19 protein-coding genes are annotated in these 21,496 nt (G+C 75.2%); 7 read left to right on the top strand and 12 right to left on the bottom strand.

Annotation, left to right across the window (positions count from 1 at the left end):
* Nucleotides 1-52: 52 nt before the first annotated feature.
* The 7 genes from SM450_RS10905 to SM450_RS10875 form a co-directional block, all read right to left on the bottom strand.
* The gene (locus tag SM450_RS10905) at nucleotides 53-811 is read right to left on the bottom strand and encodes a CIS tube protein (protein WP_474619579.1); all 759 of its coding nucleotides are present in this window, start codon (nucleotides 809-811) and stop codon (nucleotides 53-55) included.
* A gap of 1,755 nt (nucleotides 812-2,566) precedes the next feature.
* Nucleotides 2,567-3,049 (bottom strand): phage tail protein, encoded by a 483-nt coding sequence (locus SM450_RS10900; RefSeq protein WP_474619578.1) that lies wholly within the window; start codon nucleotides 3,047-3,049, stop codon nucleotides 2,567-2,569.
* Between the two features lies 1 nt (nucleotide 3,050).
* Nucleotides 3,051-4,301, bottom strand: a complete 1,251-nt coding sequence (locus tag SM450_RS10895) for a phage tail sheath family protein (RefSeq protein ID WP_474619577.1) — start codon at nucleotides 4,299-4,301, stop codon at nucleotides 3,051-3,053.
* 16 nt (nucleotides 4,302-4,317) lie between these two features.
* On the bottom strand, nucleotides 4,318-4,998 hold the full coding sequence (locus SM450_RS10890) for a carboxypeptidase-like regulatory domain-containing protein (protein ID WP_474619576.1): 681 nt from the start codon (nucleotides 4,996-4,998) through the stop codon (nucleotides 4,318-4,320).
* Entirely contained in the window at nucleotides 4,995-5,603 is a 609-nt protein-coding gene (locus SM450_RS10885) for a glycine zipper family protein (RefSeq protein ID WP_474619575.1), read from the bottom strand. Before SM450_RS10885 ends, SM450_RS10890 begins: the two co-directional genes overlap by 4 nt.
* 15 nt (nucleotides 5,604-5,618) lie before the next feature.
* On the bottom strand, nucleotides 5,619-5,960 hold the full coding sequence (locus tag SM450_RS10880) for a hypothetical protein (protein ID WP_474619574.1): 342 nt from the start codon (nucleotides 5,958-5,960) through the stop codon (nucleotides 5,619-5,621).
* Between the two features lie 171 nt (nucleotides 5,961-6,131).
* Nucleotides 6,132-6,941 (bottom strand): LppM family (lipo)protein, encoded by an 810-nt coding sequence (locus SM450_RS10875; protein ID WP_474619573.1) that lies wholly within the window; start codon nucleotides 6,939-6,941, stop codon nucleotides 6,132-6,134.
* 260 nt (nucleotides 6,942-7,201) lie between these two features.
* On the opposite strand from SM450_RS10875, the gene SM450_RS10870 reads away from it, so the two are divergent.
* Nucleotides 7,202-8,341: an FUSC family protein gene (locus SM450_RS10870; RefSeq protein ID WP_474619572.1), complete on the top strand. Its 1,140-nt coding sequence runs from the start codon at nucleotides 7,202-7,204 to the stop codon at nucleotides 8,339-8,341.
* Nucleotides 8,342-8,351: 10 nt separating this feature from the next.
* On the opposite strand, the gene SM450_RS10865 is transcribed toward SM450_RS10870, so the two are convergent.
* Nucleotides 8,352-9,341 (bottom strand): LacI family DNA-binding transcriptional regulator, encoded by a 990-nt coding sequence (locus SM450_RS10865; protein ID WP_474619571.1) that lies wholly within the window; start codon nucleotides 9,339-9,341, stop codon nucleotides 8,352-8,354.
* A gap of 118 nt (nucleotides 9,342-9,459) precedes the next feature.
* On the opposite strand from SM450_RS10865, the gene SM450_RS10860 reads away from it, so the two are divergent.
* The gene (locus tag SM450_RS10860; protein ID WP_474619570.1) at nucleotides 9,460-10,695 is read left to right on the top strand and encodes an MFS transporter; all 1,236 of its coding nucleotides are present in this window, start codon (nucleotides 9,460-9,462) and stop codon (nucleotides 10,693-10,695) included.
* Between the two features lie 91 nt (nucleotides 10,696-10,786).
* Nucleotides 10,787-11,119 carry a hypothetical protein gene (locus tag SM450_RS10855; protein WP_474619569.1) on the top strand — a complete coding sequence of 111 codons (333 nt, stop codon included), beginning with the start codon at nucleotides 10,787-10,789 and terminating at the stop codon, nucleotides 11,117-11,119.
* A 9-nt stretch (nucleotides 11,120-11,128) separates the two neighbouring features.
* Here SM450_RS10855 and SM450_RS10850 read toward each other — a convergent pair whose 3' ends face one another.
* The 3 genes from SM450_RS10850 to SM450_RS10840 form a co-directional block, all read right to left on the bottom strand.
* Complete coding sequence (locus SM450_RS10850; protein WP_474619568.1) at nucleotides 11,129-11,833, bottom strand: MBL fold metallo-hydrolase; 705 nt, start codon at nucleotides 11,831-11,833, stop codon at nucleotides 11,129-11,131.
* Nucleotides 11,834-11,905: 72 nt separating this feature from the next.
* Nucleotides 11,906-12,268 (bottom strand): fluoride efflux transporter CrcB, encoded by a 363-nt coding sequence (gene crcB / locus SM450_RS10845; protein ID WP_474619567.1) that lies wholly within the window; start codon nucleotides 12,266-12,268, stop codon nucleotides 11,906-11,908.
* Nucleotides 12,265-12,756: a FluC/FEX family fluoride channel gene (locus SM450_RS10840; protein ID WP_474619652.1), complete on the bottom strand. Its 492-nt coding sequence runs from the start codon at nucleotides 12,754-12,756 to the stop codon at nucleotides 12,265-12,267. Before SM450_RS10840 ends, crcB begins: the two co-directional genes overlap by 4 nt.
* Nucleotides 12,757-12,996: 240 nt before the next feature.
* Between SM450_RS10840 and paaK the strand changes: the two genes are divergently transcribed.
* On the top strand, nucleotides 12,997-14,304 hold the full coding sequence (gene paaK, locus SM450_RS10835; RefSeq protein WP_474619566.1) for a phenylacetate--CoA ligase PaaK: 1,308 nt from the start codon (nucleotides 12,997-12,999) through the stop codon (nucleotides 14,302-14,304).
* Between the two features lies 1 nt (nucleotide 14,305).
* Nucleotides 14,306-14,752, top strand: coding sequence for a hydroxyphenylacetyl-CoA thioesterase PaaI (paaI, locus tag SM450_RS10830; protein ID WP_474619565.1), 447 nt, complete (start codon nucleotides 14,306-14,308; stop codon nucleotides 14,750-14,752).
* Between the two features lie 73 nt (nucleotides 14,753-14,825).
* Here the strand turns inward: paaI and SM450_RS10825 are convergent, their stop codons facing one another.
* Nucleotides 14,826-17,402: an adenylate/guanylate cyclase domain-containing protein gene (locus SM450_RS10825; protein ID WP_474619564.1), complete on the bottom strand. Its 2,577-nt coding sequence runs from the start codon at nucleotides 17,400-17,402 to the stop codon at nucleotides 14,826-14,828.
* A gap of 189 nt (nucleotides 17,403-17,591) precedes the next feature.
* On the opposite strand from SM450_RS10825, the gene SM450_RS10820 reads away from it, so the two are divergent.
* Both SM450_RS10820 and SM450_RS10815 read left to right on the top strand, forming a co-directional pair.
* Entirely contained in the window at nucleotides 17,592-20,528 is a 2,937-nt protein-coding gene (locus tag SM450_RS10820; protein WP_474619563.1) for a helix-turn-helix transcriptional regulator, read from the top strand.
* 112 nt (nucleotides 20,529-20,640) lie between these two features.
* Entirely contained in the window at nucleotides 20,641-21,411 is a 771-nt protein-coding gene (locus SM450_RS10815) for a DUF5995 family protein (RefSeq protein WP_474619562.1), read from the top strand.
* Nucleotides 21,412-21,496 lie beyond the last annotated feature (85 nt).

The raw sequence follows: 21,496 nt of genomic DNA, 5'->3' as shown, positions 1-21,496 counted from the left end.
GCCGTCTTCCTGGCCCGGTTTACGGCGTGGCGCGCCGTCTTCCTGGCCCGGTTCACGGCGTGGCTCCGGTGGTGGTGGCGTCCGGCGGTGGTGCGGTGAGGCTGGTCGCGGGCACCGCGAGGGCGGTGCCGGCGGGCACCGCGAGCGGGTCGGTGATCCGGTTGTGCTCGGCGAGCAGCCGCCAGCGCAGCGGCGAGCCCAACGCGTCGTGGGCGAGCAGGTCGAAGCGCACCCCGGACCAGCCCGGCTCGGCCGCGCCGTCCGCGGCGGCGACCACCGCGGAACCGGGCGCCACGGTGGGCGTGCTCGCCGCCGCCAGCTCCTCCTCGAAGCCGGCGCGGGCCGCCTCGGCGGTCTCCGCCACCCGGACCAGCCGCAGGCGCAGCCAGGACCGGCGTGGCGTGCCGGCGAGCGTGAACGCGTCGAAGCGCTCCGCGATGGCCGCGATCACGCCCGGCACGTTCCAGGTCTTGCCCCACACCAGCCGGACCAACGGCGGGCGGGGCCAGCCGTGCTCGACCGCCGAGTTCTCGGCGAGCATCCAGAGCGGGCGGGTGAGCGCGCGGACGTCCTCGGGTCGGGTCGGGGACTCCACGAAGTCGATGTCGAAGAGCAGGTCCAGCACCAACTCGGTGCGCCCGCCGCCGGTGAACACCAGCGGGTCGTCGGCCAGGCCGGCGCCGGTCAGCGGCCCGCCCGGCCCGCCCCGCGGGCGTACCCCGGCCAGCCGGGTGACCTGCACGGTCTCCGGGTTGAGCAGGCAGTCGACCCGGGTGCCGGAGTCGTCCACGAGGAAGGCGACGCGCTCCATCAGCCACCCGCCTGTTCCCGGTCCAGCCGGGCCGCGTCACCCCACGGCGTCGTCGCGGTCCAGGGCGCCGACGGTGCCGCCGCGGTCCAGGGCGCCGACCGTGCCGCCGCGGTCCAGGGCGCCGGGTCGTCCGGAAGGGTCGGCCACGGATCCCGGCGTACCGCGCCGGCCGCTGTCGTCCGGCTCGCGCCGGTCGGTCCGCCCGTCGATCGGAACGTGCCGGGCTCGTCCGGCAGGGCCGGCCACGGCCGGACCCCGCCGTCCTCCGTCGGCCGTCGCTGCCACGCCGACGACGGCACCGCAAGCTCACGGGTCGCCGGGTCTGCGTGAGGCGGGCCGCCGGTCCGTCCCCGACGTGACTCGGCCGGCCACCCGGAGCCGCCGTGCCCGTCCGGCACGGCCGACCCCTGCCGTACGGCCGGGTGAACAGCCGCGAACGACAGCGGGAGTACGCCTCCCGGCGCCGTCGGCCAGTCCGCGCCAGCGGCGTCAGCTCGCCCTCGTGCGCGGCCACTGCGACGTGCGTCGATCGAAGTGCGGAGCCGTGGTACGGCCACCCGATCCGTGTTCCGGTCCAGCCACCCCTCGCGGAGCGACAACCGTCCCGGGCGGCCTGATCCGGTTGTGCCGGTCGGTCCGGTTCTGATGTTTGACCCTGTTGTGCTGCTCGAACTTGTTGTGCTGTCTGACCCGGTTGTCTCGTGCGACCCGATGGTGTGGAGTGATTCCGCTGTGCCGCCCGGCCCGGTTGAGCCGTGGCCCGCAAGCGAGGCGTCGTATGCCGTCCGACCGCCCGGTCCCGCCGAGCCGTCCGACCCTGTCGGCCCGTGGCCGGCAGCCGAACCGTCGAATATGGCCTGACCAGCCATTCCCGCCGAGCCGCCGGATCCCGTTGCGTCGAGGCGTGCCGCCGAGCCACCAGGTCCGGCCGAGCCGCCCGATCCCGTTGCGCCGAGGGGTGCCGCCGAGCCGCCAGGTCGTGTCGAGCCGCCCGATCCCGTTGCGCCGAGGCGTGCCGCCGAGCCGCCAGGTCCGGCCGAGCCACCCCGTCCTGCCGAGTTACCAGGCCCTGCCGAGCCATGCGGTCCTGCCGAGTTACCAGGCCCTGCCGAGCCTTCCGGCCTCGCCGAGCCATGCGGTCCCGTCGATGCGGAAGCACCTGCAACTCCCGAGCCGCCGTCGGCCCGCCCCCGATCCCTGCTCCGACCGAAATACGAGATCCCCATCCCATCAATCAGGAATCGGCGTAGATCTTGGTATGAAATGGCCCCCCTGGGGGCCATTTCATACCAAGATCTGAACGGCCTGCCCCGCCACACTGGCGCGATCCCGCCCCGCATCGCCCCGGCCTCTGCGGACCGTCCGGTATTCAAGGAGTTGGTGTCGGAAGGGGCGTCGGATCCGACGCCAACTCCATGATCGACGGGCCGGGGCAGGTCGTGGAGGAGGCCGGGGGCGTGGGTGGCCACCAGGCGCAGCCAGTGCTCCGGGGGCGCGCCGGGGCGGCGCGGGAGCGGTTCGGGCGGGAGCGGGTCGGCCAGGAGTGGGTCGATGGAGGCCGGGTTGGCCGGGAGCGGGGCGATGGAGAGTGGACCGGTCGGGAGCGGATTGGCCGGGAGCGGGGCGATGGAGAGCGGGCTGGTCGGGAGCGGGTCGGGCGGGAGCGGGCTGGTCGGGAGCGGGGCGGGCGGGAGCGGGGCGTTTGTGGGGGTGGCGAGGCGGTCGGCGGTGGCCCGCAGGGCGCGGGCCAGCCGGTCACGCGGTCGCCGGGGCGCCCGCACTGCCGGACTCCAGCTCCAATCCCTCGTACGCCAGGGTCAGCGCCTCGATGGCGATCTCCTGGGAGAGGGTGTTCAGGTGGGCGCCCCGCCACCGCGTGGGCCAGGCGTTGATCATGTTCCAGCGCAGCACCTCGGCGGTGCCGGCCGGGTCGAGCAGCACCACCGAGACGTTGCGCCGGTTGACCGTGCCCTTCGCCGCGGCGTTCACCCAGTCCCACAGCTCGCGGGCGTTGGTCAGGCCGAAGTGGAGGGTGACGGGGGCGTACTCGACCTGCCCGGGTACGGCGCGGATGCGCTCGTTGCCGGCCTCCCGGTAGGAGAGCGACGGTATCGCCACCTCGAATCCGCTGACCTCGGTGAAGTGCCCGTTGGTGACGCCGTTGATGAGCAGCTTGAAGTGGTACGCCCGGTACGGGTCGACGGGTGCGCCCGGCTGCGGCGTGGCCGTGGTCGGCATGTCAGCCTCCGATCGTCTCGGTCTCGGTGCCGCCGGCCCACTGGCTCAGCTTGAACACCACGAACTCCGCGGGCTTGACCACCGCGATGCCGATGTGCGCCACCACCATCCCGGCGTCGCGTACGTCGGCCGGGTTGGTCTCCTCGTCGCACTTGACGAAGAACGCCTCCTCCGGCGTGCGGCCCAGCAGCGCGCCGTCGCGCCACACCCGGGTCAGGAACGCGCCGATGTCGCGCCGGATCGAGCGCCACAGTGTGAAGTCGTTCGGCTCGAACACCATCCAGCGGGTGCCGGCCGCGATGGCCTGCTCGATGGAGATGGAGAGCCGCCGTACGTTCAGGTAGCGCCACTCGCTGGCCTCGGCGGCGAGCGTACGGGCGCCCCAGAGCCGGATGCCCTCGCCGGCGAAGAACCGGATCACGTTGACGCCCTTGGGGTTGAGCACGTCGTGCTCCGGGCGGGTGACCCGGTACGCGAGGTCGACGGCGCCGCGTACCGGCTCGTTGGCCGGCGCCTTGTGCACGCCGCGCAGCGCGTCGGTGCGGGCCCAGATGCCGGCGACGTGCCCGCTCGGCGGGGTGAGCACGAGGTCGCCGCCGAGCGGGTCGCGGACCCGGATCCAGGGGAAGTAGAAGGTGGCGAAGTCGGACTGCCGGGGCCGGTCGCCGCCGGTGCCGGGCGCGTCGTCGTCGGCGTCCTTCGGCGTACCCTCGGCGGATTTTCCGGACGACGACCCGGACGACGACCCGGACGACGGCTTGCCGGGCGTGGCGACCCGGGTGAGCCGGGAGACGTCGGCCACCTCGGGCGGTGGGTCGCAGATCGCCACCATGGTGCGCAGCCGTTCGGCGGTGCTGATCAGGGCCTCGTGCGAGACCGGGTCGTGGTAGCCGGGCGCGGCCAGGATGGAGATCTCGTCGATCGCCTCAAGCATCTGGAGGCCGCCGCGTCGCCCGCCGGTGCCGGTGAGCTGGCCGCCCTCGCCGACGTTCACCACCCAGCAGCGGGTGCCGCCGTTGTCCAGGAAGCCGAACACGGCCCGGGCCAGTGGCGTGCTCTCCAGGTGCTCGCCGTCGGCGTAGAGGCGTAGGAAGTCGGTCCAGCTGTTGACCGCCTGCGGCCGGTCGACGTGGGCGGTCCGGTTCGGTGCGACCCCGACGAAGGCGGCGGTGCTCGTGCCGACCGGCCCGATCGGGCGGGCCCCGGAGGGCACCTCCTCGACGTAGATGCCGGGGGAGAAGTAGGTGGGCATCGGTCCTCCTGGTGGGTCAGTCGGGGGCGCGGACGACGACCAGGTCGTCGCCGGCCGGGTCCAGTTCGGCGGTGTGGACCCGGCCCCGGCCGATCAGCCGGATCCGCACCGGACGGTCCGGCGCGTCGGGGTCGTGCGGCACGCCGACCAGCCGGAACCGGCCGGCGGCGTCGGTCTCGGTGGCCTGGGCGGTGCCGACCAACTCCACCCGCATCGCGGCGAGCGGCTGGTCCTGCGGCCCGACCACCCGGCCGTCGAGGGTGCGCATGTCGAGGTGGCGGAGTTGAAGCGGCTGCCGTACCGGTGGCGCGGTCGGCGCGGGCCGGTCGATCCGGACCGGCACGTCGAGCAGCAACGCCGGCCGGGGCGCCACGCCGAGCGCCCGCCACAGCGCCGGGTCGCCGGCGGCGAGCACCAGCTCCGCGCGTCCGTCCGCGGCGGCGGCGGCGAGCACCCGGTCCAGCGCCGGCAGCGCCGCCGGCCCGCCGCCGCTGACCAGCAGCCGGACCACGAACCGGTACGGCTCGCGTGCCGGGCCGCCGGACGCGGTCTGCCGGGCCGGCCGCAGGTCCAGCGGCCATACGGTGAGGCCGCCGTCCGGGTCGTCGCGCGGCGGGCCGACCGGGACGGACTCGCCCGCCGTCCCGGTAAGCCAGGTCGCGACGTCCGTGACGGCCGTCTCGATCGCGCCGGTCATCGCGGTGGCGTCCCCTGGATCCGGTACGCGATGGCCTCGTTCCAGACGTGCGGGTAGACGCCGATCTCGAAGTAGCGGGTGAACCTGTTGATCGGCGCGTTCGTGTGGTCGTGCCAGAGCAGCCACACCGGGGCGATGGTGAACAGCGCGTAGTTGAGCGCGACGAGCGGCAGGTAGAGCGGCCCGAGCAGCCGTGCCTGGAACACGTGCACGTCCTCGTGCCGCTGGATGCCGGGGCTGGACCCGGCGCAGACCGTGCCGATGGTGGTGGCGTACCGGGGCGAGACGCCCTGGACCACGTTGACCCGGCCGCTGCCGGCCGAGACGACCCGGTCGAGCTGGTGGCCGAAGACCAGGTGCAGGGCCAGGTAGAGCGCCCCGGCGAACGTGTTGAGCAGGCTCCACGTGTGGTCGACCACGAAGAGGAAGATCCCCTTGGGGCTGGTGTCGTAGGTGCCGGCGGAGACGGCCGCCCAGCCGAAGGGCGCGCCGATGAGCAGTCCGACGACGGCGCCGGCAAGCAGGCCGACGGTGCCGGCGGCGGCCTGCCCGAGCACGGCGCCGAAGACGATCTGGACGGCGGCGCTGAGGATGCCGAAGGTCATGTCCGGTCACCTCTCTCAGACCCAGGAGCGGACGAAGCGGGGCTCGTTCCCCTGGGCGAGCTGGGTGGGCGACGCCTGTGTCGCCTTCCGGTTGCCCGGGGGGAGCTGGTTGACGCCGAGCGCGGCGGAGAAGATGACCAGCCCGTTGAAGAACGCGATGATCCACTTCTCCGGGCCCGCGTCGGCGAACGCGGCGGTCAGGTAGGAGAGCAGGAGCGCGAAGCCCAGCGCGATCCACTTGCGGGCCTTGTCGCCGCCCGGTCCGATCAGGCCGCCGATGACGTTCGTGGCGAGCAGGGTGGCGGCGCTGGCTCCGGTGAGGCCGCCCAGGGCGGCCCAGGTGAAGAGATCGTTCATGACGATCCCCCTTTTCGACGGTGCGGTGGTGCGGTCGGGTGAGGTGGTGCGGCGGCCCGTGGCTGTCACCACGGTCCGCCCGGTCGGCGGTGGGGGCCGGCGGGCTGTCGCCGGTGATCGGGGGCCGGCCCGGCGACCTCCGACGGTGGTCGGGAGCCGGGCCGGCGGGACTCAGACAGGTGGGCCGGTGGGTGGCGTCGGTGCGGCCGGTGCGGCGGGGGTGGCCGGTCCGGTGGTGGGCGCGGCCGGTGTCGCGGCCGGACTGCCGCCCCGGGAGCGGCGCAGCAGCAGGACGACCACCACGGCGACGACGAGCAGCAGCACGACCACTGCGCCGACGACCGGCAGCCAGGGGAAGGAGCCACCGCTGACCACGGCGGCGGCCGGGCTGGTGGCGGGCGGTAGCGGCGCTTCGGCGACGGCCCGCAGCTCGGCCGGCTTGGGCTGGTTGGCGATCACCTTCCAGCTCACCGAGCGTCCGGTGACCGTGCCGTTGGTGTCGAGCACCCGGCCGGGGAACGTCACGGATATCTCGAACGCCATCAAGGTCATGAAAGCCGCCTGGTTCCGTGGATCCTGCTCGGCCACCTTTCCGCCGTATTTCTTCGGATCGAGCGGAAGCGTGAAACGATAGAGATCGTCATCCCGGACAAGATTCACACTCTCGCTTGTGAATTGCGCCAGCGGTGTTTTCCGGTACGTGATCTGAATGCCGTAGAAGGTGGCGTCCTCGTACCGGGTCTCGGTGCCGGCGGGAAGCGTGGGAATGTTCTGTCGCAGTTCGGCGAAGGCTACCGCGACGTCCGGGTTGCGCTGCTTGAGCACGGACTTCTGTGCGGTCAGCAGCAGTTGGCCGGAGATCGTGTCGTCGGGGTTCACGGTCAACCCGAGGTTGAGCTGCATGCAGCCGCTCAGTGCCGCCACGAGGGCGAGACACACCGCTAGGCCAACGGCCCGGCTGCGGCGGAGTCTCGTATTCATGCGCTCAGTGTGGGCGGTCGCGCCGGGCTCGGCAGTCAGCGATCGGCCGCCGCTCTGTCGCCGATCTTACCGGTTACCTATCCCATTCGGACGACCCCGGAAACGCTTTGCGTCGATATCCTGAAAGGTTGTCGCAACTCTTTTCCGGCGCCTGCCGATCCACGGTGATCCACAAGGCCGGGAGCCAGGTGCCGCCGATCACTGCCGGCCGGACCGCGAGGCCGCAGGATGGGTGCGGGCGGAAACAGGAAGGTCAGGGGATGGCGCGAACCAGGGCACGGGCCGCGACGGCCGTACGCGAGGCGGCCGGGCGGCTGCGGCGCGGCTGGCTGCCGGTGGTCGAGGCGACCCTCGCCGCCACCGTCGCCTGGACGCTCGCCACCCGCCTCGTCGGTCACCCGCAACCGTTCTTCGCCCCCGCCGCCGCGCTGATCGTGCTCGGCCAGGCGCGGGGCCAGCGGATCCGCCGGGCGGTGGAGGTGGTGCTCGGCGTGGCCGCCGGCGTGCTCGTCGCCGACCTGGTGGTGCAGGCGCTCGGCCCGCGTACCACCTGGACCGTGCTCGCCGTCATCCTGCTCACCGTCTCGCTGGCGGTGGCGGTCGGGGCCAGCTCGGTCACCGTGGTGCAGGCCGCCGTCTCCGCGCTCTACCTCGTGGTGGTGTCGCCGCCGACCGAGTCGCTGATCCCGTTCCGGTTCGTCGACGCGCTGATCGGCGGCGCGGTTGCGGTGGTCGCCAGCCAGCTCGTCGACGCCCGCCGGCCGCTCGCCCCGCTTGTCGACGAGTTCCGGCACACGTTCGCGGAGCTGGCCGAGGTGCTCGACGAGATCGCCGAGGCGCTCGACCGCGCCGACGACACCGCCGCCCTCGCCGCGCTGGACCGGGCCCGGCACGCCGACGCCGGGGTGGAGCGGCTGCGCGACGCGGTCCAGGCCGCCGGCGAGGCGCTGCGGCTCAACGTCCGCCGCCGCCGGCACCTCGGCCGGCTGCGCTCGGTGGAGGGCTCGATCCGGCAGATCGACTACGCCGTGCGCAACGTCCGCGTGCTGGCCCGGGCCGCGGTCACGTTCACCCGCAGCGCGGCGCCCGTCCCGGCCGACCTGGGCGCGACGGTACGCACGCTGGCCGGGGCCGTGCGCTCGGCCGGCGACGCGCTCGCCGCCGACCTGGGCGGGCAGGAGGAGGTCGCCGACGGCCACGCCGCCCGGGTCGACTCCGCGGCGCTGGAGGCGGTACGCGCGGCCGGGCGCCTCTTCACCGCCGGCCCGAACCTCCCGCTCGCGATGATCATCGGTCAGGTCCGGGCCACCGCCATCGACCTGCTGCGCGGCGTCGGCGTGGATGACGACGCCACAGTGCTCAGCCGGGTCGACGCCGCGGTCACCGGGCCGGAGCGCTGAGCACCGCCGCTCAGGCGCTCTCCCGGGTCACAAGCGTGGACCCGAACGCGGTCTCCGGCGCGACAGGCGCCTGCGCCAGCACCGCCGAGGCCGCGGCGGCGGCGATCCGGTCGACCGGGTGGGTCGCGGTGGTGAGTGCCGGGCTGCTCACCGCCGCGTACGGCAGGTCGTCGAAACCGGCCACCGCCACGTCGTGCGGCACCCGCAGGCCGTGCCCGCGCAGCGCGGCGATCACCCCGAACGCGGTGGCGTCGCTCGCCGCGTAGACCGCGTCCACGTCCGGCCACCGGCGTAGCGCCTCGACCGCCGCCGCGCCACCCCGGGCCGCGGTGAAGTCGCCGGTCACCAGCCGCTCCGGCGCACCCGCCGCGCGCATCAGCTCCCGGTAGGCGGTCACCGACCGTTCCGCGCAGGTCAGCCACCGCGGCCCGGTCACCATGACGATGCGGCGGCGGCCGGTGGCGTACAGGTGGCGCAGCACCGCGCCGGCGCCGGCGGCGTTGTCCACGTCGAACGAGGGCACCGTCGGCGAACCCCGGCCGATCGAGGCGACCCGGCCGTGCAACCGGGCGGGCACCGCGTCCAGCGCCGCCTGCGTGGTGTTGACCAGGATCACCCCGTGCACGCCCCGGTCCGCGCCGAGCCGGACCAGGCCGGACGGATCGTCGAGCGGCAACCACTCCAGCGCCACCCCGACCCCGTGCGGCGCGCACACCCGGGACGCGGCGCTCACCACCCGGTGCACGTACGGGTCGTCGAAGACCGAGTCGTCCCGGCCCACCACGGCCACCACCAGGCGCACCCCGGCGCCGCGCACGAGCGCCCGGGCCGTGGTGTCCGGCACGTAGCCGAGGTGATCGGCGGCGGCGCTCACCCGGGCGCGGGCGTCGGCCGAGGCGAAGCCGTAGCCGCCGAGCACCCGCGAGGCGGTGGCCCGGGACACCCCGGCTGCCCGGGCCACGTCGTCGAGCGTGGCCGGTCGTGCGGTCGGCGTACCCATGTGAAGCATCATGCCCGCTCCGGGGCGGGTGAGGTAAGGCGTGGGCGCGCTTGTGGTGATAGCGCTCTCAGGTGTGCGATGGTCGTCGGGAACCATTCGGGGAAGGGACTACCGCACCGTGAGCGACACCCTCGACGCGCCGGCCGCGCCACGGCCACCGGCGCCGCGGCCGGTGCTGGCCGCCCGCACCGGCGTCGCCGTCGTCTTCGCCCTCAACGGGCTCGCGGTGGCCAGCTGGTTCTCCCGGGTGCCGGCGGTCCGCGAGGCGCTCGGCCTCAACCCGGGTCGGCTCGGCCTGCTGCTGCTCTGCATGTCGGTGGGCGCGCTGCTGGCCATGCCCGCCGCCGGCCTGGTCACCCAGCGTCTCGGCCCGGCCCGCACGGTGGTCGTGGCGACCGTGCTCGTCGCGCTCGGCATGACGGTGGCCGGCCTGGCCACCGGCCTGGCCGGCGTGGCGGTGGGCGTCGGGCTCGGCGTCGCCGCGTTCGGCTTCGGCTCCGGCCTGTGCGACGTGGCGATGAACGTCGAGGGCGCGGCGGTGGAGAGGCGGCTCGGGCGCACCATCATGCCCCGGTTCCACGCCGCCTGGAGTCTCGGCTCGGTGGCCGGGGCGGGGCTCGGCGCCGGCGCCGCCCGGCTCGGCGTACCCATCGAGGTGCACCTGCCGGTCCTGGCGGTGTGGACCGGGGCGGGCGGGGGGGGGGGCGCCGGGGGGCTCGGGGGGGCGCGGGCGGGGGGGCCGGGCCCCGACGAGCCGGCGGCCCGCCGGCGGGCGCTGCTGGCCGCCTGGCGGGAGCCGCGCACCCTGCTTGTCGGCCTGCTGGTGCTGGTCATGGCGTTCACCGAGGGCAGCGCCAACGACTGGCTGGCGGTGGCGTTCGTGGACGGGTACGGGGTCGACGAGGCGGTCGGCGCCGCCGTGTTCGGCGTGTTCGTGGTCGGCATGACGCTCGGTCGCACCGCAGGCACGGTCGCCATCGACCGCTGGGGCCGGGTGCCGGTGCTGTTCGGCACCATCGGGATCGCCGTCGTCGGCACCGCGCTGACCGTGCTTGCCGGCTCCGGCCCGCTGGCCGTGGCCGGCGTGGCGCTGTGGGGGATCGGCGCGTCGCTCGGGTTCCCGGTCGGGATGAGCGCCGCCGCCGACGACGAGGACAAGGCCCCGGCCCGGGTCAGCGTGGTCGCGGTGATCGGCTACACCGCGTTCCTCGCCGGGCCACCGCTGCTGGGCTTCCTCGGCGACCACCTCGGGGTGCTGAACGCGCTCGGCCTGGTGCCGCTGCTCCTGCTGCCCACGCTCGCGCTGGTGCCGGTGCTCCGGCCGCCCGCGGTCGCGGAGCCGTCGGCCCGCTGAGCGCGGCCCAGCCGACTCCCACGATGCTCCCAGGCACCTGTCAGGCGGGCGTGCTGCACTGGAACTCCCACGCCGAGGAGAGGAGGCGGGCATGCGTTGGTTCAGCCGCCGGGCCGCCGACCCGACGACCCCGACGAAGCTCGACCGCGAGGCGAACCGCGAGGACCTGGCCCAGCTGGAGGCGTTCGTGACCAGCCGGAGCGGGGTCGAGTTCTATCTGGAGCCGGAGACCACCGCCACCGACACCACTGTGGTCGCCATCGCCCACGACGGGGAGTGGATCCGCCGCCGCACCGGCTCGCCCCGGGTCGCCGGCACGATCGCCAGGCGACACGCGGTGCCGCTCTACGAGGCGGCCCGCACCGGCTACCCGGAGCGGATGCGGGCCTGGAACCGGGCGCACCCGGAACGCCGCAAACGCTGAAAGGCGCGCTCAGTCGCCGAGCGCGGCGCGGGCCTCCTCGCGGCGCAACGGCTCGTCGTGCGCGGAGACGTACCACTCGACGTGGTCGTCGAGCAGGCCGCGGGCCAGCGCCAGATCCGGCCCGTCGGTGGGCGTGCGCTCGTGCAGCGGGGGCGGATACCAGCAGTCGCCGAGCAGCAGCACCCGGGAGTCCGGCACCAGCACCACAGTCGAGTCGGGGGCGTGCCGGCCACCGACGTGCCGCAGCACCACACCCGTGGGCAGCATCAGCTCGTCGGTGAACGTGCGGGTCGGCGGCAGCACCGCGAAGCCGTCCCAGTCGTCCACCGCGAGCGCCCGGGCCCGGTAGCTGGGCCCGAGCCGGGGCTCGGCGCGGGCCTGCTCCCGCAGGTGCCGGTGACTCCACGGGCGGGCCGCCTCGGCACGCAGCGGTTCGACGCCTGCCTCATGCCCGACGATCTCCACGTCCGGCCAGGCCGCGGCACCCCAGACGTGGTCCCAGTGGTGGTGGGTGTAGACCAGCCAGCGGGGCTCCGGCAGCCGGGCGGCGGCGAGCGCGGCGCGGATCTCCCGGGCGTGCGCCGGACTGTGACCGGCGTCGACGAGCACGCTGCCCCGGTCGTCGGCCACGATCGCCACGGCGGGCCGGATCGCCCCGGGGTCGGGGTCGCCGGGAGCCAACCAGACCCGGTCGGCCAGGTGGCGCAGCTCCATGACGGGCTCCTTCTCCGCGGGCGGACGAGGTCGGCCGGATGTTACCCCCGGCACACCGGAGCGGCTGCCCCGTCAGCCGGCGACCGCGGTGGCAAGCGCGTACCCGACGAAGGCCGCGCCGAGCCCCGCGACCACGCTGACCAGCACATTCGCGTACGCGTGCAGGCGCGGGCCGGTGCGCGCCAGCTTCAGCGTCTCGTAGCTGAGCGTGGACCAGGTGGTGAGCGCGCCGCAGAAACCGGTGCCGACGAGCGCCGTCACCCCCGGACCGGCCGGCACCGCCAGCACCGCGCCGAGCAGCAGCGAACCGGCCACGTTGACGGTGAGCGTGCCCCACGGGAACGCCGAGTCGTGCCGGGCCTGCACCGCCCGGTCGGTGAGGTAGCGCAGCGGGGCGCCGAGCGCCGCGCCGAGCGCGATCAGCAGGACGGTCACCGGGCCGCCCCCGGCCGGGCGGCCAGCAGCCGGCCGGTCACCACGTCCCCGGCGGCGACCGCCAGCAGCGCGCCGAGCACGGTCGCCGCCAGGTAGGCGAGCGCGGTGCCCGGCGCGCCGCCGGTCACCAGGCGCTGCGCGTCGACCACGTACGCGGAGAACGTGGTGAACCCGCCGAGCATGCCGACACCGAGGAACGGCCGCGCCAGCGGGCCGGCCGGGCGGGTGGTGAGCACCGCCATCAGCACGCCGATCAGCAGGCAACCGGTGACGTTGACGCCGAACGTGGCCCACGGGAAGCCGGTGGGCGTCCGCGGGACGACGACCTGCGCGCCGGCGCGGGCCAGCGCGCCGAGCACACCGCCGGCGGCGATCACGCCGAGCACCGCCGCCGGGTGCGCGGCCAGCTCCGCCCGGTCGGCGGGTACGCGGAGATCGACGTCGGGATCGACGCGGGACTCGGGGGGTCGTGCCACGGTGCCTCCCACCAGGACGGGCATCACTGGCAGGGACCGTTGGCGATGTCGCGGTTCTCCCGGCGTGCCCCGGGACGGCGGGCCCCACCGCCGGTCTCACCCGAGCATAACTCCGCCCCGTCCGCGTCGCCCGAGGCGGGCCCCGGCGACCGGCCGAACGGCGCTGACCTGGCAGGTCCACCGGTACGGGCGTACGGTGATCGGCATCCCGCCCGGCGCGGCGGCGTCGGGCCCGTCGCGCAGGAGGCACCCGTGCAGGACCGCACCCCTCGGCCGGACGAGTTGGATCCCGTCGAGCGGATCGCCGTGGACGAGCTGCGCGCCCTGCAACTGGACCGGCTACGCCGCTCGCTGCGCCACGCGTACGACCACGTGCCGCACTACCGCCGCGCGTTCGACGCCGCCGGCGCGCACCCCGACGACGTACGCGACCTGGCCGACCTGGCCCGCTTCCCGTTCACCGCCAAGGCCGAGCTGCGGGAGAACTACCCGTTCGGCATGTTCGCCGTGCCCCGCGAGCGGATCGCCCGGCTGCACGCCTCCTCCGGCACCACCGGACGCCCCACCGTGGTCGGCTACACCCGCGCCGACCTGGACACCTGGGCTACGCTGATGGCCCGCTCGATCCGGGCCGCCGGCGGCCGGCGCGGCGACCGGGTGCACGTCGCGTACGGCTACGGGCTGTTCACCGGCGGGCTCGGCGCGCACTACGGCGCCGAGGAACTGGGCTGCACCGTGATCCCGGTGTCCGGCGGCATGACCGAGCGCCAGGTCATGCTGATCCGCGACCTCGAACCGGAGGTCGTCATGGTCACCCCCAGCTACATGCTCGCCATCGTGGACGAGATGGAACGCCAGGGCGTCGACCCGCGCGCCACCTCGCTGCGGGTGGGCGTCTTCGGCGCCGAGCCGTGGACCGAGGACATGCGCCGGGAGTTGGAACAACGCCTCGACCTGCACGCGCTCGACATCTACGGGCTGTCCGAGGTGATGGGCCCCGGCGTGGCCGTCGAGTGCGTGGAGACCAAGGACGGCCTGCACCTGTGGGAGGACCACTTCTACCCGGAGATCATCGACCCGGTCAGCGGCGCGGTGCTGCCCGACGGCGAACGGGGCGAGCTGGTGCTGACCTCGCTCACCAAGGAGGCCACGCCGGTCATCCGCTACCGCACCCGGGACCTCACCCGGCTGCTGCCCGGCACGGCCCGCCCGATGCGGCGGATCCAGAGGATCACCGGACGCACCGACGACATGATGATCGTCCGGGGGGTGAACGTGTTCCCGACCCAGATCGAGGAGCTGATCCTGCGTACCCCCGCCCTGTCCCCGCACTTCCAGTGCGTCCTCGACCGGCAGGGGCGGCTGGACACGCTCACCGTCCTGGTGGAGCGGCGGGCCGACGCCGCAGTGGCCGACGCCGAGCGTGCCGGCGCGGCCCTGGTCGAGCAGGTCAAGAACACCATCGGGGTCTCCGTGGCGGTCCGGGTGATCGAGCCGGACGGGGTGGAACGCTCGATGGGCAAGATGCGCCGCATCGTCGACGAGCGGCGGGAGCGCTGAGATGGCGGCCGACGGCGGTCGCACCGCGGCGCACGACATGTTCGACGCCGACGTCGCCTCGAAAGGGCTCGGCATCGAGCTCGTCTCGGCCGGCGGCGGTGCGGCGGTGGCCCGGATGCGGGTCACCCCGGCCATGCTCAACGGGCACGCGATCGGCCACGGCGGCTTCGTGTTCCTGCTCGCGGACACCGCGTTCGCGCTTGCCTGCAACAGTCACGGCCCGGTCACCGTGGCCGCCGGCGGCGAGATCAGCTTCCTGCGCCCGGTGCGCGAGGGCGACGTGCTGGAGGCGTACGCCACCGAGCGGGTCCGGCACGGCCGCAGCGGCATCTACGACGTCACCGTCCGGCGCGGCGACGAGGTGGTGGCCGAGTTCCGCGGGCGCAGCCGCGTGGTTAAGGAGGGGCCCCCGCTTAACGCCTCCGGTAGAGGAGGGGCCCCCGCTTAACACCCGCACCCCGTGGCGCGGTCCCGTCCGGGTCGGAGCGGCCCCGTGCCCTCTCCGACCCGGAACCCGGCGCCTAGGCGGCGACGCCGAGCGCGACGCCGGTGGGCGTCGCGGCTCCCCGCCGGGTCCGGCCCACCCGTTCAAGCGGGCCGGTCGTCCACCCGAGCGACGCCGGGACGCTCGAATCGACCCCTGCCGGGACGCCCGGCGTCACCTGGGCCGGCCCGCTCCGCCCCCCGGTGTCGGGCGCGTCCCTTCCGGCCACGGCCATCGGCGGAGGCCCGGCCCGGGCGATGCCGGACCCGGCGTACCCCGGTCGGTCCGGCAGCGCCCGGCCCTCGCCGGACCCGGCGTACCCCCGTCGGTCCGGCAGCGCCCGGCCCTCGCCGGACCCGTCCGACCGGGACGGCGGGACGGGCGCCGGTCGGGCCCCTCCTCCCGACCGGCGCGACCGTCCCGCCCCGAGCGGGCAGGTCACCCGCTCGTCGGCGTCCCGCGAGGGGACACCGATCCCGGCGCCCGCCGCGGCCAAAGGGCGCGCGACGGGAGCATCAGCCGGCCGTCCGGCCGACCGTCGCACCACGGCGGCGGGGCCGGCCCCGCCGCCGGCTCCGGCACCTGTCCGGACGCCGGTGCCCATGCCGATGCCGGCGGCGGCACCGGCACCAATGCCGGCGCCCGGACCAATGCCGGCAGCCGCATCGATGCCGATGCCCGGTCCCGCCGCCGCGCCCGGCCCGGCGACCCGGTCGGCCACACCGGGACCCGTACCGGCGCCCGCCCGGACGGTGGCGCCCGGTCCGGCGTTGGCGCCCGCCCGGGTGCCGGCACCCCGGCGGACGAGCGCACCCGGTCCGGCGTTGACGCCGGCGCGGGCCACGGCGGGCACACCCACGCGGTCGGGGCGGACCGCCGGGACCGGCCCGACGCCGCTGAGCCGGCGGGCGAAGTCCGCCCGTACCGCGCGGGTCAGCCGGTGGGCGGCCACCCGGACCACCACCGGCTCGACGATGGTCCAGCCACGTGCGTCCGGCCCGCCCGTACCCGTGCCAGCCCCCTGGTCGGCGCGGCGGAGCAGGCCGGTCGCGGCCAGGGCGCGCAGCGCCGGCCCGGACCGTCCGGCCGGCCATCCGAGCATCCGCTCGACGCTGCCGGCGGCGAGCGTGCCGCCCAGCACGGCGCCGGCCATCAGCACCGCGCGCTGCGTGCCGTCCAGCCGGTCCAGCCGGGCGTCCACCAGCCGGCGTACCGGGGCGGGCACCCCGGCCGGCTCGTCCGCGGGGTCGATGGCGGCGTACGCGGCCGCGACGGCCGGGTTGCCGGCGACAAGCGGCAGCAGCCGGGTGGTCAACGCGGCGGGCCGGCCGGCCCGGTCGAGCAGGTGCCGCAGCAGGCGTCCGGTGTCCCGCGCGCCGAGCGGCGGCAGCCACACCCGGCGGCGGCCGGCCGGACCGGGCCCCGGGTCGGCCCAGCCGGCGCCGTGGGTGACGACCACCGCGAGCGCCAGCCGCCGGTCGCCGGCCGCGACCTGCAACTGGCGCAGGAACCGGTGCAGTGCCGGCGCGGCCCGGTCCACGTCGTCCACGGCCACCACGAGCGGGCTGCCCGCGGCGCGGTCGAGCAGGAGATCCCGGCAGGCCGCGGCGGCCCGGGCCCCCGCCGTCGCGTCGCGCGGCGCGGCGAGGAACGTGGCAAGCGCGCCGCCGCCCGTCGTCGTGCCGGACAGCGGGCGTACGGTGGCCGCCCGGCCGGTGGAGTGCGGCACGAGCAGCGCGCGTACCAGGTCGGCAAGGGGCGCCAGGTCCCCGTCGGGGTACGGCGGGCAGTGCGCCACGCACCAGCGCACCGCCGCGCCGTCCACCGTCGGCACGGCGCGGGTCAGCTCGTGCAGGAGGCGGCTGCGTCCGCTGCCCGGCGGCCCGGTCAGGGAGATCCACCGTGGCCGGCGTTCCCGCAGCGCCCGGACCACCTCGTCGGCCGCGCCGGCCAGTTCCCGCCGCCGGCCCACGAGCGGCCCGCGGTGCCGGGCCGGCGGGCGCCGGGACACCCCGGTGACCCGCCACACGTCAAGCGGCAGCGCCTTGCCGGCGATCGTCATGGTGGCGAGTGGACGCTGTTCCACAAGCCCGGCGACCGCTCGCCTGGTGGTCGGGCAGACCACCACGCCGCCGGGCGGCGCGTACTCCTGAAGTCGGGCCGCGGTGGTGATGATCGCGCCGCTTGCCGCGCCGTGCCCGCCGTCGCGGGCGCCGACCAGGTCGACGAGCACCTCGCCGGTCGCCACGCCGACCCGGACCCGCAGCCGGGCCTCGTCCGCCGTCCGGCGGTCCAGCGACGCCTGGATCTCCAGTCCGGCCCGCACCGCCCGGTACGCGTCGAAGCCGTCGCAGTCGTGCGCGCCGAACAGCGCCATCACCGCGTCGCCCACGTATTTCTCCACCACGCCCCGCCACCGGCGCAGCACCCCGGACACGGTGCCGAAGTAGACCCGTTGCAGCGTCCGGACGTCCTCCGGGTCGAGTCGTTCCATCAGACCTGTCGAGCCGACGATGTCGACGAAGAGCACGGTGACGGTGCGGCGTTCCTCCGGCACCGGCCAGCGCGCCGCACTGACGGCTTCCCGACTCCCCACGGGCGTGGTGATCAACATCGCACCCACCCTTTCCCTGGTCCGGTGCCCGACGACCTCCGGACACTTTCACCACCGGGCCCTCGGGGGATCGGTAGGACGACGTATGTCGACCACGCGCAACCGTTAGTCGTGTTGTCGACGCGAGAGGTACGAGTGGAGCCATAAGGCCGTAGAACGGTCCGGGACCCTGTGACTAGGCTGCGTTCCATGGCCAGCGACGTGGACACCGCACCGCTCGTCGGCCGGGCCGGGACCGTGGCGACGCTGCGGTCGGCGCTGCTCGACGACGTCGCGCCCGGGCACACCGCGGCGGTGTTCCTCACCGGCGAGAGCGGGGTGGGCAAGACCCGGCTGCTCACCGAGGTCGGCGACCGCTTGCGGCAGGCCGGCGCGCTCGTGCTCACCGGCACCTGCCTCGACATCGGCGACGCCTCGCCGCTGCACCCGGTGCGGCAGGCGTTGCGCCGGCTCGACGCCGACCAGGCCGAGGCGCGCACCACCTCGGCGGTCCGTGGCCTGCTCCAGGTCTTCGACGAGGAGAGCCCCGGCCCGGACGGCGCCGGCGCGCTGCTGGAACGCGTCGCCCAGGGCCTGCACCTGGTGGCCGGCGGTCGGCCGCTGGTGCTCGTCCTCGACGACCTCCAGTGGGTCGACCGGAGCACCCGCCAGCTCCTGCTCTATCTGCTCGCCGGCCTGGGCGACCTCCAACTGTCGGTGTTCGCCGCGATCCGCGCCGAGGCGCTGCGGGGCGCGCACCCGCTGCGCCGGGTGCTCACCGAGCTGCGCCGGTTGCGCTCGGTCCGGGTGGTCGACCTGCTGCCGCTGGACCGGGCCGGCACGGACGAGCTGGCCGCCGCGATCGCCGGCGCGCCCCTGCCCCCGGACGCCGCCGACCTGGTGTGGCAGCGCAGCGGCGGCAACCCGTTCGTGGTGGAGGAGCTGGCCCGCGACCGGCGCGACGGCCGCGACGGTCTCTCCGACACGCTGCGCGAGGTCTTCCTGGACCGGGTCGACGCGCTGCCCCAGCCGGCGCACGCGGTGGTGCAGGCGGTCGCCGCGGGCGTCGAACCGGTCGAGCACTGGCTGCTGGGTCAGGTGGTCCGGCTGCCCGAGGACGAGCTGCTCGACGCGGTGCGCGAGGCGGTGGCGCACCGCCTGCTTGTCGGCGCCGACGAGGGCTACCGGCTGCGGCACCGGCTGGTCGCCGAGATCCTCGCCGGTGAGCTGCTGCCCGCCGAGCGGGCCGCGCTGCACCGCCGCTACGCCGAGGCGCTCACCGCCGTACCGGCCGAGCTGCACCAGGCCCGGCTGGCCCACCACTGGCGGCAGGCCGGCGAGCCGGCCCGGGCGCTGCCGGCGGCGATGGCCGCCGCCCGTGAGGCGGAACGACTGCACGGGTACGCCGAGGCGCACCGCCACTGGTCCGCCGCGCTGACCCTGGCGGCCACCCCACCTCCGGTGCCGCCGGACGGCAGCCGCCCCGAGCCGGTCGAGGTGGACCGCGCCGAGCTGCTCAGCAACGCCGCCGAGGCCGCGCACCACAGTGGCGAGCACGCTCGGGCGCTGACCCTGCTGGCGGAGCTGTCCGCCGAGCCGACCGGCCCGCCGGCCTGCGCGCTGCACATCCGGCGGGCCCGCTACCTGGCCGCCGCCGGCCGCTCCGCCCCGGCCGAGGAGGAATACCGCCGGGTGCTCGACTCGGCCGACTGCACGCCGCGCGAGCGCTGCACCGCCGCGGCCCGGCTGGCCGAGCTGCTGTTGCACCTGGGTCGTTACGCCGAGGCCGGTGACCAGGCGCGGGAGGCGCTCGACCTCGCCGCCGGGGTGCCCGGCTCCACCTCGGAGGTGGTGCTTGCGAGCGCCGCGCTGGGCTTCAGCGAGGCGTTCCTGGAGGACCCGGCGGCGGGGTTGGCGGTGATGCGCCGGGCGCTTGGGACCGCCGAGCGTTCCGGCCGGCCGGAGGACGTGGCCTGCGCCTACCTGCACCTGGCCGAGTTGCTCACCGGGCCGCTCAACCTCTGCGAGGAGGGGGTGGTGGTGGCCCGCCGGGGCGCCGAGCGCGTTGCCGAGCTGGGGCTCGGCCGCACCTGGGAGACGCGGCTGCTGGCGGTGGCGACGAACGGGCTGTTCCGGGTGGGGCAGTGGGCGGAGGCGGAGAAGGTCGTCGCCGCCGCGCTGCGGCACCGCCCGTCCGGCGCGGACGCGGTCGAGCTGCTGCTGGCCCGGTGCCGGCTCTCCGTCGGGTACGGCGACGTCGAGGCCTCCGACCGTGACCTGGAGGCCGTCGCCACGGTGCTGGCCGGCGGCGGCGCCCGGCACGTGTTGCCGATGCTCATCCTGCGCGCCGGGCTGGCCATGTGGCAGGGCCGGCACGACCTGGCCCGGCAGGCCGTCCAGCGCGGCCTGACCGAGAGCCGCTCCGACGACGTGATCGTGCTTGCCACGCTGGCCTGGCACGGGTTGCGCGCCGAGGCCGAGGCGGCGGCCAGCCGTACGGTCGAGGTGGATCCGACGGCGGTGCGCCGGCTGCGCGAGGTGGTCGACCGGGTGGCCCGCAAGAGCGAGAAGGCGGGCGCGCCGGTGCGCTACGTCGCCGACGGTTTCCTGGCGCTCTGCGCCGCCGAGCTGAGCCGGCTGGACGACGGCCGGGGCGACCCCGAGCTGTGGGGCCGTTCCGCCACCGAGTGGGACCGGCGCAACCATCCCTACCCGGCGGCATACTCCCGCCTGCGGCAGGCCGAGGCGCTGCTGTCCCGACGCAGTCGGGTGGCCACCGCCGGCAAGCTGCTCCGCCAGGCGCACGCGACGGCGCAGTCACTCGGCGCGGTGCCGTTGAGCGCGGAGATCCGTACGATGGCCGGCCGGGCCCGGATCACCCTGGAGGACGTGCCGACCCTCGCGCCGGCGCCCCGGCAGCGGGTGGCGCCGGCGGCGCCGGCGGTGGCCGAGTTGGCGGACCTGACCGCGCGGGAGCGGGAGGTGCTCGCCGCGGTGGCCGAGGGGCTGACGAACAAGGAGATCGGCCAGCGGCTGTTCATCAGCGAGCGGACCATCGGCGTGCACGTGTCGCACATCTTCGACAAGCTCCACGTCCGTACGCGGGTGCAGGCCAGCGCGATCTTCCTGCGTAACCGGCCGGTGTAGACGTACGTCGGCAATACGTCGTTCTACTGATCCGGCGCGTGTCCGGCGGCTGGCAGGCTGTCCGACGGAATCGGGTGGCGTCGTGGGGGGCGCCGACCATCGTGGAGGAGAGATGACCGAACCGGTCTGGGGTCCCGTGCACCAGGACATCGTCGGGCTGCTCGCCGACCACCCCGCCGACGTGCCGGCGGTCGTCGACCATCTCACCAAGTTGCAGGATCTGCTGGTCCGGCTCCCGCCGTTGGAGGCGAGCTGCCCGCTTGCCGACTTCAACCGGCTCTATCTCGTCATCACCAGCACCGTGCTCGACGGCCTTTACGAGGACCGGTTCGTCGACCCGGCGTTCCTGGCCCGGCTCGACGTGGAGTTCGCCGCCCGCTACTTCGAGGCGCTGCGGTTCTGGACCGACTCCAGCCCGAGCACCCCGCGAGCCTGGTCGTGCCTGTTCAAGCGGATGCGCGGCCCGGACGCCCGGCCGCTGCCGTCGGCCGCCGCCGGGGTGAACGCGCACATCAACTACGACCTGCCGTTCGCGCTGGTGACCACGCTGGAGAGCCTGGAGTCCGAGCCGGTCGACGGCAGCGACCAGCACCGCGACTACCTCGAGATCAACAAGATCTTCGCCGAGCGGATCCCGGACCTGCGCCGCGGCTACCTGGACCACTGGCAACTCATGATCGACATGGTGAACGGCGACATCGACGACTGGTACCAGGGCGAGCTTGTGGAATACACCCGCAACGTGGCCTGGCGCAACGCGCAGAAGATCTGGCACTGCCGCCACGACCCGCACGCCCGCGAGTGTGAGCGGACGCGGCTGGACGACAACGCCGCGCTGCTCGGCCGGCTGCTGCTGTCGCCCCTCGGGGCGTTCCTGCAATAGCCGGGACGGGGGGTCCCCGCGTCCCGCCGTCCGGGCGCGGGACGCGGGGACGCCGTCTGACTCGTCCCTTTCCCGATCCGGCATT

The sequence above is a fragment of the Micromonospora marincola genome, assembly GCF_056150385.1.
This window is presented reverse-complemented; position numbering and strand designations above follow the sequence as displayed.